Annotated in this window: 9 protein-coding genes; 4 read left to right on the forward strand and 5 right to left on the reverse strand. The window is 65.8% G+C overall.

Annotated elements, in window-relative coordinates; translation table 11 throughout:
- Window positions 1-235 precede the first annotated feature (235 nt).
- Together O2K97_RS09465 and recO are read left to right on the forward strand one after the other, a co-directional pair.
- Window positions 236-718: a nuclear transport factor 2 family protein gene (locus O2K97_RS09465; RefSeq protein ID WP_269219070.1), complete on the forward strand. Its 483-nt coding sequence runs from the start codon at window positions 236-238 to the stop codon at window positions 716-718.
- 46 nt (window positions 719-764) lie between these two features.
- Window positions 765-1,496 carry a DNA repair protein RecO gene (gene recO, locus O2K97_RS09470; RefSeq protein WP_269219071.1) on the forward strand — a complete coding sequence of 244 codons (732 nt, stop codon included), beginning with the start codon at window positions 765-767 and terminating at the stop codon, window positions 1,494-1,496.
- Here recO and O2K97_RS09475 read toward each other — a convergent pair.
- On the reverse strand, window positions 1,493-3,253 hold the full coding sequence (locus tag O2K97_RS09475) for a cytochrome c biogenesis protein DipZ (protein WP_269219072.1): 1,761 nt from the start codon (window positions 3,251-3,253) through the stop codon (window positions 1,493-1,495). The two genes, recO and O2K97_RS09475, sit on opposite strands and share 4 nt — an antisense overlap.
- Before the next feature lie 103 nt (window positions 3,254-3,356).
- On the opposite strand from O2K97_RS09475, the gene parC reads away from it, so the two are divergent.
- Window positions 3,357-5,558 carry a DNA topoisomerase IV subunit A gene (parC, locus tag O2K97_RS09480; protein WP_269219073.1) on the forward strand — a complete coding sequence of 734 codons (2,202 nt, stop codon included), beginning with the start codon at window positions 3,357-3,359 and terminating at the stop codon, window positions 5,556-5,558.
- Between the two features lie 23 nt (window positions 5,559-5,581).
- Here parC and O2K97_RS09485 read toward each other — a convergent pair whose 3' ends face one another.
- Genes O2K97_RS09485 through metC form a run of 4 tightly spaced genes read right to left on the reverse strand, consistent with a single transcriptional unit; the run spans window position 5,582 to window position 11,650 of the window.
- Entirely contained in the window at window positions 5,582-6,994 is a 1,413-nt protein-coding gene (locus O2K97_RS09485; RefSeq protein ID WP_269219074.1) for an FAD-binding oxidoreductase, read from the reverse strand.
- A 48-nt stretch (window positions 6,995-7,042) separates the two neighbouring features.
- Window positions 7,043-9,127 (reverse strand): DNA topoisomerase IV subunit B, encoded by a 2,085-nt coding sequence (locus tag O2K97_RS09490; RefSeq protein ID WP_269219075.1) that lies wholly within the window; start codon window positions 9,125-9,127, stop codon window positions 7,043-7,045.
- Window positions 9,102-10,448: an O-antigen ligase family protein gene (locus O2K97_RS09495; RefSeq protein ID WP_269219076.1), complete on the reverse strand. Its 1,347-nt coding sequence runs from the start codon at window positions 10,446-10,448 to the stop codon at window positions 9,102-9,104. The genes O2K97_RS09490 and O2K97_RS09495 overlap by 26 nt, the downstream gene beginning before the upstream one ends.
- Before the next feature lie 23 nt (window positions 10,449-10,471).
- Complete coding sequence (gene metC / locus O2K97_RS09500; RefSeq protein WP_269219077.1) at window positions 10,472-11,650, reverse strand: cystathionine beta-lyase; 1,179 nt, start codon at window positions 11,648-11,650, stop codon at window positions 10,472-10,474.
- Between the two features lie 104 nt (window positions 11,651-11,754).
- Between metC and O2K97_RS09505 the strand changes: the two genes are divergently transcribed.
- Window positions 11,755-12,822, forward strand: a complete 1,068-nt coding sequence (locus tag O2K97_RS09505; RefSeq protein ID WP_269219078.1) for an amino acid ABC transporter substrate-binding protein — start codon at window positions 11,755-11,757, stop codon at window positions 12,820-12,822.
- Window positions 12,823-12,849 lie beyond the last annotated feature (27 nt).

Genomic DNA, 12,849 nt, shown 5'->3' on the forward strand with positions numbered 1-12,849 from the left:
TTGATCAAGGCGAGAACGCAGGATGCGAGCATCGGTCAGCGGGAAGCCCGCGAAAAGGTCGGCCGATGGAAGCCCTTATCATGCCGGCGCAAAGCTGGATCTATTGGGAACTCGGGCCGGGACCGCTGAAGCCGGAAACCTATGCCGTTCTAAAAGGCGGAGAATAGGCGCCCGATTGCCGCTTGCGGAGGGACGGTGGGAGCTGCACCTTCCTGACCACCGAAGGGAGATCGCCATGTTCACCGCCTTGATCGCCGCCCTGGCACTGTCGCAAGCCGCGACGCCGGCCCCGACCGACGAGGCGCAGGTGGCGTCGGTGTTGGATCGCCTCAATCAGGCCTCGTCCACCGCCGACGAAGCGACCTATTTCAGCCTGTTCGCCCCCAATGCCCGCTTCATCGGTACGGACGCAAACGAGCACTGGACGATGGCCCAGTTCCGCGCCTTCGCCGAGCCGTGGTTCAAACACGACAGCGCCTGGTCGTTTCCAGCGACGTCTCGAACCATCACCATCGCCCCCATCAACTGCCGCTGCATCGCCTGGTTCGAAGAGAAGCTAGCCAGCCCGTCCTACGGCGAGACGCGCGGCTCGGGCGTCATGCGCCTGACCGATGACGGCTGGAAAATCGAGCAGTATGTGCTGAGCCTCGCGGTGCCCAACGATAAAGCTGATGCGGTCGTCGCCCTGATCAAAGGTGAGGCGGCGGCCGCGCATTGAGGCGGAACGTATGGCCAACCTCGTGGGGCCGCGCTAAGCCGTGGCCATGGATTTCCACGAAGAGGCGTTCGTCCTTTCGGCGCGCAGCCACGGCGACACGGGCGCTGTAGTCGATCTGCTGACCGAGAACCACGGCAGGCATTTGGCCTATGTGGCGGGCGGAGCGTCGCGCAAGATGAGGCCGTTCCTGCAGGCGGGTGCGCGGGTCGTGGCCGATTACCGCGCCCGCACCTCGGATAACCTCGGCGCTGTGCGGCTGGAGCCGGTAGGCGAGGGGCCCAGCGCCCTGTTCGACGACGCCCTGGCGCTGACAGGACTGGCGGCGGCGGCGGGCGTGACGCAAGGCGCGTTGCCGGAGCGTGAACCGCATCCCGGCGTCTTTCTGGCGTTCGAGGCGCTGATGGTGGCGTTCGAAATGCCGGCGGTCTGGCCTGCGATCTTCGTGCGGTTCGAGGCGGGGCTGCTGGAAGATCTGGGCTTTGGCCTGGACCTGTCCAAATGCGCCGCGACCGGCACGGCCGACGACTTGATCTACGTCAGTCCTCGCACCGGCCGGGCGGTCAGCCGCGACGCCGGCGCTCCCTATGCCGACAAGATGCTGACCCTGCCGCCCTTCATGCTGGGCGCGCAATCCGGTCTGATCGAGGGCGACGTCCGGGCCGGGTTCGACCTGACGGGACATTTCCTGGAGCAGTTCGTCTTCCACCCGCAGAACAAGCCCCTGCCGCCTGCGCGCGTGTGGATGCTGGACAAGCTGGGCGACGCCGGCCGCCTCTAGCCGAAGGTGAAGGCGAAGACCTGAACGCCGGGATCCAGGAACTCGATCTCGAACGTCCGTTCGCGCACCGCGCCCGTCTGACGGACCAGTTGGTACAGCCGCTCGCCGTCGACCCGGCCAAGGCCTTGAGCGTCGATGTCGCTGCCGGCGTTCGCGCCCGGCGCCGCGCCATCGATCCGGACGCGGAAGCGGACGGGTGCGCCCGGCTTGCTGGGCCCCATGACAAGATGGAGATCGCGCGCCTTGAAGCGGAAGGCGATACGGCCGCCGCCCGTCTGCAGGTCGGCATGCTCACGCGTCACGCGCCAGCGGCCCGACAGGCTCCAATCGTTCAGTTTCAGCGGCGCGGCGACATAGTCCTTGATCACGTCGTTGGCCAAACCGCCGGGAGAGCGGAAGTTCTCAGCGCGGCCATAGCCGGCGTAGGTCTCCGGCGATGCGACCTGGGCCATGTCGGCGGCGGCCTCTGCGCCCTGAGCCTGGACCGTGACGACGTTGCTGGCGACGTTCGCGGCGCCCGCCTCTTTCAGAAGCTGTTGGATCACGCGTTCGGAGCCCGCATAGTCCCCTTCGCCGAAATGGTGGTGACGGACCTGCCCCTTTGCGTCGATGAAGTAGTGGGCGGGCCAGTACTGGTTCTTGAACGCACGCCAGACGGCGAACTCATTGTCCATGGCGACCGGATAGGTGATGCCAAGGCGCTGGACGTTCTGGCGGACGTTGGCCTCGGATTTCTCGAAGGCGAACTCGGGCGTGTGCACGCCGATCACCACCAGACCCTGGTCCTTGTACTTCTCGGCCCAGGCGCGGACGTAGGGGATGGAGCGGATGCAGTTGATGCAGGAGTAGGTCCAGAAATCGACCACCACCACCTTGCCCTTCAACTGCTCGGTCGTGAGCGGCGGTGTGTTGATCCAGGTCGTCGCGCCCGTCAGCGGCGGCATCACCGCTTCGACCGGCAGATTGGCCAGATCGGCCGGGGCTTGGTTCGTCGGCATGCTGCGCCCGATCCCGCCCAGCAGCGCCTGTTCGATCCGACCCGTGCTGGCGGCCGAAATCCGGGTCAACAGTCCCCTGTCCGCACCCAGACCGATGATGACCACGCCGATCAGCACCAGCACGCCCAGGCCGCGCCGCACCCATTCGCCGACGCCAAGCGCGCCTTTCATGGCCTTGAACACGCGACCGCCGACCAATAGGGCCAGACCCAGTGATGTCGCCGCGCCTGCTGCATAGGCTAGCAGCAGAACCGTCGTTCCGACGCCGGCGCCCTGAAGCGCTGCGCCCGTCAGTATCACGCCCAGAATGGGTCCGGCGCACGGCGCCCAGAGCAGCCCTGTGGCGACGCCGAGCAGCAGGGACGAGCGCACGTTGCCCTGATCGCTGCCCTGGCGCTCGGCGCGATCGGTCAGCCAGGACCCCGCCGCCACGAACGTCCGCATCAGGCGATCGCCCACGGCCGGAAACAGCAGGCTGACGCCCAGCACCGCCATGACGGCCAAGGCGATCCAGCGCCCGACCTCATTGGCCCGAACCGCCCAGCCACCGCCCAGCGCCGCCAGCGTCGCCACGCCCGCAAAGGTCACGGCCATCCCGAGCAACAACGGCAAACCGTTGCGGATGAACGGCCGATCGGGCCGCGCGAAGACGAAGGGCAGAACCGGCAGGATGCAGGGACTGACGATGGTCAGAACGCCGGCGAGATAGGAGAGTAGGAACAGGATCATGGCGCGGCCTGACGAGGGTGTGTCACTCACATACGCACGGCGGAGCGGTTTGGTGACTCACCAGCGCGCTTATCCGCCAATCTGGCGTCTTACGGGCTAGACTTCCCGCTTCCGATCCCCGATTCGCAGAGCCATGACGATCCACGCCCCGCCGCCGGAAGGCGGCCGCATCATTGACGAGCCGATGGAGACGGCGCTCAGCCGCCGCTATCTGGCCTACGCCCTGTCGACCATCACCAACCGCGCGCTGCCGGACGTGCGTGACGGGTTCAAACCCGTGCACCGGCGCATCCTTTACGCCATGCATCAGATGCGGCTGAACCCACAGGCGGCGGCGCGCAAATGCGCCAAGGTCGTCGGCGAGGTGATGGGCGGATACCACCCCCACGGCGACGCCTCGATCTATGAAGCCCTGGTGCGCCTGGCTCAGGATTTCGCTCAGCGTTATCCGCTGGTCGATGGTCAGGGGAACTTCGGCAATATCGACGGTGATAGCGCCGCGGCCATGCGCTACACCGAGTGCAAGCTGACGCCGGCCGCGGTCCTGCTGCTGGACGGCATCGATCAGGACGCCGTCGATTTCCGGCCCACTTATGACGATCAGGACGAAGAGCCGATCGTCCTGCCGGCCGGCTTCCCGAATCTGCTGGCCAATGGTTCGTCCGGCATCGCGGTCGGCATGGCCACCTCGATCCCGCCGCACAATGTCGGCGAACTGATCGACGCCTGCCTACTGCTGCTAGAGCGACCGGACGCGACGACCGAGGACCTGGTGCAGCATGTGCCGGGTCCCGACTTCCCGACCGGGGGCGTTGCGGTTGAAGGCCATGCCTCCATCCTGGACGCCTATGAGACGGGCAGGGGCGGTGTGCGCCTGCGCGCGCGCTGGGAGACCGAGGATCTGGGGCGGGGGGTTTGGCGGATCATCGTCACCGAAATGCCCTATCAGGTGCAGAAGTCGCGCCTGATCGAGGCGCTGGCGGACCTGATCGAGCACAAGAAGGCACCTCTGCTGGGAGATGTGCGCGACGAATCGGCCGAGGATATTCGCCTGATCCTCGAGCCCAAGAACCGCACCATCGAGCCTGAAATGCTCATGGAAAGCCTATTCAAGCTGTCCGATCTGGAGGTCCGCTTCCCGATCAACATGAACGTGCTGGACGCCAGCGGCACGCCGCGCGTCATGGGGCTGAAAGACTGTCTGCGCGCCTTCCTGGATCACCGCCGCGAGGTGCTGAACCGCCGTTCGCAATGGCGGATTGAGCGGGTCGAGAAGCGGCTGCATCTGCTGGAAGGCCTACGGATCGTCTTCCTCAACCTGGACGAAGTGATCCGCATCGTCCGCGAGGAGGAGCAGCCCAAGGCCGTCCTGATCGCGCGTTTCGGTCTGACGGAAGTTCAGGCCGACTTTATCCTCGACACCCGGCTGCGTCAGTTGGCGCGGCTGGAAGAGATGACGATCGAAAAGGAATTCAATGTCCTGTCTGAAGAACTTGCCAATCTGAAAGCGCTGACGTCGTCAGAAGGCAAACAATGGAAGGCGATCTCCAAGGAATTGGAGGCGGTGCGCAAGGCGTTGATCTCTCCGCGACGGACCACGATCGCAGAGGCGGTTGATACGTCCGCCTTCGTCGCGCCCGAGGCCTTCATTCCGCGCGAGGCGATCACCGTCATACTGTCGGAACGCGGCTGGATCCGCGCCGCCAAGGGCAAGGTCGAGGATCCGGCGGAGCTGAAGTTCAAGGAAGGCGACCAACTCGCCTACCTCGTCCCGGCCTATACGACCGACAAGTTGCTGGTGGCGGCGTCGGACGGGCGCATCTTCACCATCGGCGCGGACAAGCTGGCGTCCGGACGCGGCCATGGCGAGCCGTTGCGCCTGATGATCGATCTGGACGAGAAGGCCGAGATCATCAACGTGCTGGCGCACCAGCCGGGCGGCAAGCTGCTGATCGCATCTAAGGCCGGATACGGCTTCATTGCGCCGGAAGACGACACGCTGGCGCAGAAGCGCAGCGGCAAGCAGGTGTTGAACGGCGAAATGTTGGCGGTGCTGCGGGTGACAGGCGATCACGTCGCAACGATCGGCGAGAACATCAAGACGCTGATCTTCCCTCTCGCGGAATTGCCAGAAATGGGACGTGGCAAGGGCGTAAAGCTGCAAAGCTTTAAACAGGGCGGCCTCGCCGACATCACCGTCTTCAACGCCGAGAACGGGCCGGAGTGGGCCGACGGCGGCGGACGTCGTCGCAACTGGCTCGACTGGAAAGACTGGCTGGGCAAACGCGCCGGCGCCGGTCGCCAGGGCCCCAGAGGCCTGCGGAAGTTCAGATAATCGCCCCCCCCCCCCCGTCGGTTCTAGAACAGGACCGACGGGTTCATGATCCGCTTCGGATCGATGGCTCTGCGGATGGCGGCCATGGTTTCGATCTCGAGCGGGGACTTGTAGCGCTTGACCTCTTCGGTCTTCAGCCGGCCCAACCCGTGTTCGGCGGAGATGGAGCCGTCATAGGTTCCGACCACGTCGTGAACCACTTGCGAGCCTTCCTTCCACCGGGCGATGAAGGCGGGGATGTCCTGACCGACGCCCGGCAGGATGTCGTAGTGCAGATTGCCGTCGCCGACATGGCCGAAGACCGAGATGCGCGCGCCGGGATGGAAGCGTTCGACGGCGGCGGAGGCCTCGTCGATGAAGTCGGCGATGCGGCTGATGGGGACGGAGACGTCGTGTTTCCAGCCGCCGCCCTCTGGCTTGAGCGCCGCCGAATGTTCTTCTCGCAGACGCCAGAAGGCGGCGCGCTGAGCGTCGTTCTGGGCGATGGCGGCGTCGGTGATCAGGCCTTGTTCGAAGGCGACCTCCAACAGGGCCTCCATCTGGGCCTCGCCGCCGCCGGGCGTACCGGAGGCGATCTCGATCAGGACATACCACTCGGGCGTCGAGTCCAGCGGCTCGCGGGTGTCGGGGATGTTCTTGAGGACCAGTTCCATCCCGAGGCGCTTCATCAGTTCGAAGGCCTCCACCCCGCCGCCCGTCTCGGCCTTGGCGCGTGCGAGCAGTTCGACGGAGGCGGCGGCGGTTTCCAGCCCGACCACCGCGATGGCGCGCGAGCGCATGATGGGGAAGAGTTTTAGGGTGGCGGCGGTGACGACGCCCAATGTGCCCTCGGCGCCGATCAGCAGCTGTTTCAGATCGTAGCCGGTGTTGTCCTTACGCAGCCGCTTGAGGCCGTTGAAAATCTCGCCGTTGGGCATGACCGCCTCAAGGCCCAGCACCAGGTCGCGCATCATGCCATAGCGCAGCACCTGGGTACCGCCAGCGTTGGTCGAGATGACGCCGCCTACGGTCGCTGAACCTTCTGCCGCTAGGCTGAGCGGAAAGTAGCGGCCGGCCGCCGTCGCCGCCTGCTGCGCCTCAAGCAGGGTCAGGCCGGCCTCCACCGTCATGGCGTCGTCGAGCGGGGTCACATCGCGGACGGCGCGCATCTTGCGGGTCGACAGCAGGACCTCGCCGAAGGGGATCTGGCCGCCGACCAAGCCGGTGCCGCCGCCTTGGGGCGTGATGGCGACGCCCTCTTGAGCGCAGATCGTCACAGCGCGCGCAACCTCTTCCGTGGAACGTGGGGTCAGCAGAATCGGCGTGTCGCCCGTCCAGCGATTGCGCCATTCGGTCAGATGTGGCGCGATGACATCCGGGTCCTGGGTCCAGCCGCCCGGACCGAGCGCGGCCTTTAGTTCGTCAAGCACGGCGGCGGAGGGGGCGGGCGTCTGCATGCCCCCTTTTGTCAGGCGTCGCCGTGCGTTGGAAGGGCCGCGACGCCGTTAGACGTCGAGTTCTTCTTTCACGAACTGGGCATTTTCCTGAATGAACTGGAAGCGGGCGTCGGCGCGCTTGCCCATCAGGCGTTCCACCAGATCTTCGATACTGGCCTCAGCGTCGGGCACAGTGATCCGCGCGAGCGTGCGTTTCTTGGGGTCCATAGTGGTCTCCTTAAGCTGGGAGGCCATCATTTCGCCCAGCCCCTTGAACCGGCCGATCTCGGTCTTCTTGCCTTTGAAGACGGTCGCCAGCAACTCGTCGCGATGGGCGTCGTCACGGGCATATTCGCTCAAGGGGCCGGCGCTGATGCGGTACAGCGGCGGAAGGGCCATGAATACCCGGCCCTGACGGATCGTCTCGGGCATGACGCGGTAGAAGAAGGTGATCAGCAGGGCCGCGATGTGGGCGCCGTCCACGTCGGCGTCGGTCATGATGACGATCCGCTCGTAGCGCAGGTCGTCGATGTTGAACCGGTTGCCGGGCTGGACGCCCAAGGCCAACGCCAAGTCAGACAGTTCGACGTTGGCGCGCAGCTTGTCGGCGGTGGCGGAAGCGACGTTCAGAATCTTGCCGCGCAGGGGCAGGATCGCCTGGGTCGTGCGGTCGCGCGCCTGTTTGGCCGAGCCGCCCGCCGAATCGCCTTCGACGATGAAGAGTTCGGTGCCTTGGGCCGACTGGCGGCTGCAGTCCGACAGCTTGCCGGGCAGGCGCAGCTTGCGGGTGGCGGCGGCGCGCTGGACCTCCTTGTCCTTACGGCGGCGTAGCCGATCCTCGGCACGATCGACGACGAAGCCCAGCAGGGCGTTGGCCTGTTTGGGGCTCTCGGTCAGCCAGTGGTCCAGCGGGTCGCGCAGCAGCTGCTCCACGATGCGCGCACCCTCAGGCGAGGACAGACGGTCCTTGGTCTGGCCTTGGAATTCGGGATTGCGGATGAAGACGCTGATAAGGGCACCGGCGTTGGCGATGACGTCCTCGGCGGTGATGATCGCGGCGCGCTTCTCGTTGGTCAGTTCGCCGTAGGATTTCAGCCCCTTGACCAGGGCGGCGCGGAAGCCGGCCTCGTGGGTGCCGCCGTCGGGGGTGGAGACGGTGTTGCAGTAGGACTGGATGAAGCCGTCGGATTCGCCGAAGCCGATCGGCGACCAGGTGACGGCCCATTCGAAAGCGCCCGCTTCGCCTTGACGCTCGGCGCGGCCGGCGAAAGTCGGGGTGACGGTCTCCAACTGACCGATACGGTCGATCAGGGCGTCGGCCAGGCCGCCGGGGAAATGCAGACTGGCTTGGGCGGGAGTGGCGTCGGTGATCCGCTCTGGCGCGCAGGTCCAGCGGATCTCAACACCGCGGAACAGATAGGCCTTTGATCGCGCCATGCGGAATAGACGAGCGGGCTTGAACGCCGCACCCATGCCGAAGATTTCGTCGTCGGGCTTGAAGCGGATCAGGGTGCCGCGCTTCTTGGACGGGCCGATCTGCTGGATCGGGGCCAGGACGTGGCCGCGACTGAAGGCCTGTTTCCATTCGAAACCGTCGCGCCAGACCGTGACCTCGACGCTCTCGCTCAGGGCGTTGACGACCGAGACGCCGACGCCGTGCAAACCGCCAGAAGTTTCATAGGCTTTGCCGGAAAACTTGCCGCCCGAGTGCAGCACAGTCATAACGACTTCCAGCGCCGACTTGCCGGGGTGTTTGGGGTGGGGGTCCACCGGAATGCCGCGTCCGTCGTCGCGCACCGACAGATAGCCGTCGGCGTCCAGATCGACGGTGATCAGCTTGGCGTGCTTCGCCACCGCCTCGTCCATGGCGTTGTCCAGGACTTCGGCGAACAGGTGGTGCAGGGCGCGCTCGTCGGTGCCGCCGATATACATGCCGGGGCGTTTGCGAACGGGTTCAAGCCCTTCCAGCACCTCAATGGAGGAGGCGTAATAGCCGGTGGCGGCCGCCGTCGTCGCTGTGGCCTGAACAGGTGGCGGCGCGGGGGTTGGGGCGATAATGAGCGCAGCCGCAGGCGGGGTCACCGCAACAGGCTTGGGCGGCTCGGGTTTGCGAGCTTCGGGTTCGTCGTCAAAAGCGAAGAGGTCGGCGGCCATTCACATAGTCTGAGGCGATTCGGGACCGGGTCTGGTAGGCCCGTGAGGCCGGTCGAGCAAGCGGCGCACGAACCGGGGCCGGATCAAAGGTCACGGCGCGGGCCATAATCGCCAGCATCAGAATCCACGGCAGGTTGGCGTGGGTCAGCAGGACGCTCTCTGAAAGGCTCAAGGCGGTGAAGGCGGACAGATAGGCGATGCTCCAATAGCCTTCGCGCGCACCGAGCCCGTTCGTGCGCGCGATGACGAAGATCGCAGAGATTGCCATGACGGCGCCCACCGCCAACGCACCGGGCCAGCCCAGCTGCACGAGCAGATCGATCCATCCGTTGTGGGCTGAGGGGACGGGCCATTGGGTCTCGATGCGGATTTCGCGCGCAGGGATCGAGTCCACGCCCCAGAAGGCGCTGAAGCCATAGCCCGTCCAAGGGCGCTCAGCGACCTTTCGCATCAAGGCTTCCCAGATCAGGGTGCGGCCTGTCAGTGACGGGTCCTTGCCCAGCGCCTCGAGGATCGCGGCGGAGTCGGAGTTCCACAGCCAGGTCGCGCCCGCCGCAAGGATGACAGCAAGCCAAACGCCGATGACGGTGATGACGGCGCCGCCCTGTTTCAACGCCCACCACCCGCCGATCATGCCTAGGCCCAGGCCCCAGCACAGAAGCGACGTCTTGGATTGGGTGGCGAGCACCAGGAGCGTGGTCAGGCCCAATGTCAGAAGGCAAATCCAGAACCGATGGCTGCGTCCGGCGAGATGATCGGCGGCCAGGGTCGCTGCCGCGGAGACGGCGCCCACCACCATGACCAGCCCCATCTGGTTCTTCTCGTACCAGAGGCCGCGCCACAGGCCGGCGTTGTCGAACTGGTGCACCCCGACCTTCGGATAGCCGAAAACCATGATCAGGCTGCCGACCGCCATCACCAGACAGGTGTACATCAGGACGCGCGGCAGGGCATCGTCACGGAAGCGGGCGCCCAGATAGATGGCGAAGGCGCTGTTGATCGCCATGGCGATAACGCGGCGCTCCGTGACCTCGGGGTCGATGGACCAGTATTTCGAGACGAAACACGGGGCGACCAGGGCGAACATCATCAGCCATGCCGGCCAGGCGCGGATAACCTTGTCGAAACGAAAGACGATCAGGCCGGCGATGACGGCATAGACGGGCAGCCAGATGAACCGCAGGATCGGCGTCTCGACCTGGGTCGGCGCGATGACGGGCGCGATAAGGGCGCCGGTCAGCATGAAGACGACGAAGCCGGCCGCCCACTGTTCCCACAGCGGCGGAGAATCATCCGGAGTCTGGACAGGCGGTTCGCGCACGGGCGCACAGTCCTTTGCGGCGCTTAAGGAACCGTGAGCGCGGCGGTGAAGGCGGCGAGGCCCTGTTCGAGATCGGCGACAAGGTCCGCAGGATCTTCAAGACCGACATGAAGTCGGATCAATTCGCCCTCAAGCACAGGCGGATGGTGGCGGTAGGCCATCTGATGGGTCTCATGAGTGATCAGGCTTTCGAACCCGCCCCAGGAATAGCCTAGGCCGAACAGGGTCAGGGCGTTCAGCAAGGCCTCGCCCGCCGCCTTGTCTCCGCCCTTCATGACCACGCCCATCAGGGACGCCGCGCCAGTGAAATCTCGCCGCCACACGTCATGGCCGATCGAGCCGGGCAGGGGTGGGTAAAGGACGCGGGACACCTCGGGCCGAGCGTGCAGCCACTCCGCGACGATCAAGGCCGACCGCGCCTGTTCAGCATAGCGCAGCGGCAAGGTCCGCAGCCCGCGCAGCGCAAGCCAGGCGTCATCGGGCGACACATGCCAGCCGAGGTCCTCGATCGTGTCGCCGATGGCGCGCAGGCAGGCGGGGTCGTTTGAAGCGATACTGCCCATCAGCACGTCCGAATGACCGCCGACATATTTGGTGACAGCCTGAACGCTGACATCCACGCCATGGGCCAGCGGACGATAGGCCAGGCCGGCGGCCCAGGTATTATCGACCACCGTCAGGACGCCTCGCGCGCGGCAGGCCTTGGCCAGGGCGGTGACATCGACCATCTCGAATGTGAGAGAGGCTGGCGACTCCATCAGCACCAACCGCGTGCGTTCGCCAATTGCGGCCAGAACAGTCTGCGCATCTGCGTCTGCGGGCAAAAAACGGGTCGTGACGCCGCGGGCCGATTGATACCGACTCAGGAACCGGCGCGTCGGACCATAGACGGCGTCTGTCGTGATCACCTCGTCGCCAGGCCTCAAAAGCGCCAGTAGCGGAACCGTGACGGCCGCAAGACCCGACGGAACGAGAAAGGCGTCCTTTGCCCCCTCCAGATCGGCCAGGACGCGGCGAAGATCGCGTGCTGCGCTGGCGCCGCTGAGCCCATAGGTCGGCCCGTCGGTCTCGTCGCGCATGACGGCCGCGCTATCGCTCAACATCGTCGAGGCGCGTTCGATCGGCGGATTGACGCCGCGCCGGCCCTGGCCGCGTCGCGTGGCGGCGGCGATCAGGCGGGTGCGGTCCGAAAGCGGAGACATGGCCCCTCCGATGGGTTGCGGATCGGTCCCTAAAGGCCTCTAAAGCCAGCGGGGCGCAAGCGGCGAGGGATAGAAACGCGATGCGGTGCTGGACGATCGGAGCGATGGCCCTTGTGCTGATGACGACGGCTTGCGGGCGCAAGGACGCTAGCCCTGCGCCGGAAGCTAGCCCTGCCACGCCCGCGCTAGCGTCTTCAACGGCGGTCGCGAAAAGCCCGACGCTGGCCGCCATCAAAAGCCGCGGTCGCCTGAACTGCGGCGTGCATCAGGGGTTGGTCGGCTTCGCCTACACCGACAATCGCGGCCAGTGGCGCGGCTTCGACGTGGACTTCTGTCGCGCGACGGCGGCGGCGGTGCTGGGCGATGCCGATGCGGTGCGGTTCGTGCCTCTGTCGGCGTCGGATCGTTTCACGGCGCTGAACGACGGCCGGATCGATGTGCTGTGGCGCAACTCATCCTGGACCATGAGCCGCGACGCGGGCGAGGGGTTCGTCTTCGCCGGCGTCAACTATTACGACGGCCAGGGCTTTCTGGTCCGGCGTTCGCTCAATCTGAACAGCGCGACAGAACTGACGGGCGCGCGGGTCTGCGTTCAGTCGGGTTCGACATCCCAGGCGAACGCCGCCGACTATTTCCGGTCTCGCGGCATCGAATATCGGCCCGTCGTGTTCGAAACGGAGGAAGCGGCGCGCGACGCCTATGGTCGCGAGGATTGCGACGCCTTCAGCGCCGACATCTCTGCGCTAGCCGCCGCGCGGACTGTGCTGACCAATCCCAACGAACATGTGATCCTGTCAGACGTCGCGTCCAAGGAGCCGCTGGGACCGGTGGTCAAGGCGGGCGACGAACGCTGGGCCTCGACAGTCCGCTGGACCCTGAACGCCCTGATGCTGGCCGAAGAACTCGGGGTCACCAAGGCCAATGCCGAAGATCAGTTCAAGACCACGACGGACCCACGCGTGCGACGTCTTTTGGGCGCCGAGGGCGAGTTCGGCCCCATGCTGGGGCTATCCGACGATTGGGCCAAGGACGCGGTCGAAGCCGTCGGGAATTATGGCGAGATTTTCGAGCGAAATCTGGGATCGCAATCGGCGCTCGACCTGGCGCGCGGTTTGAACGCACAATGGAACGCACGCCCGGCCGGCTTGATCTATGGCCTGCCAATCCGATAAGCGCCGACGCTTGCATCGCTTCCTGGG

This window comes from Brevundimonas vesicularis (assembly GCF_027105095.1).
Taxonomy (GTDB): domain Bacteria; phylum Pseudomonadota; class Alphaproteobacteria; order Caulobacterales; family Caulobacteraceae; genus Brevundimonas; species Brevundimonas vesicularis_E.

Excerpts from the sequence above, each read along its gene's own strand:
- O2K97_RS09490 (WP_269219075.1), bottom strand. The coding sequence starts at position 9,127 with ATGGCCGCCGACCTCTTCGCTTTTGACGACGAACCCGAAGCTCGCAAA.
- O2K97_RS09465 (WP_269219070.1), top strand. The coding sequence starts at position 236 with ATGTTCACCGCCTTGATCGCCGCCCTGGCACTGTCGCAAGCCGCGACG.
- recO (WP_269219071.1), top strand. The coding sequence starts at position 765 with ATGGATTTCCACGAAGAGGCGTTCGTCCTTTCGGCGCGCAGCCACGGC.
- metC (WP_269219077.1), bottom strand. The coding sequence starts at position 11,650 with ATGTCTCCGCTTTCGGACCGCACCCGCCTGATCGCCGCCGCCACGCGA.
- parC (WP_269219073.1), top strand. The coding sequence starts at position 3,357 with ATGACGATCCACGCCCCGCCGCCGGAAGGCGGCCGCATCATTGACGAG.
- O2K97_RS09485 (WP_269219074.1), bottom strand. The coding sequence starts at position 6,994 with ATGCAGACGCCCGCCCCCTCCGCCGCCGTGCTTGACGAACTAAAGGCC.
- O2K97_RS09505 (WP_269219078.1), top strand. The coding sequence starts at position 11,755 with ATGGCCCTTGTGCTGATGACGACGGCTTGCGGGCGCAAGGACGCTAGC.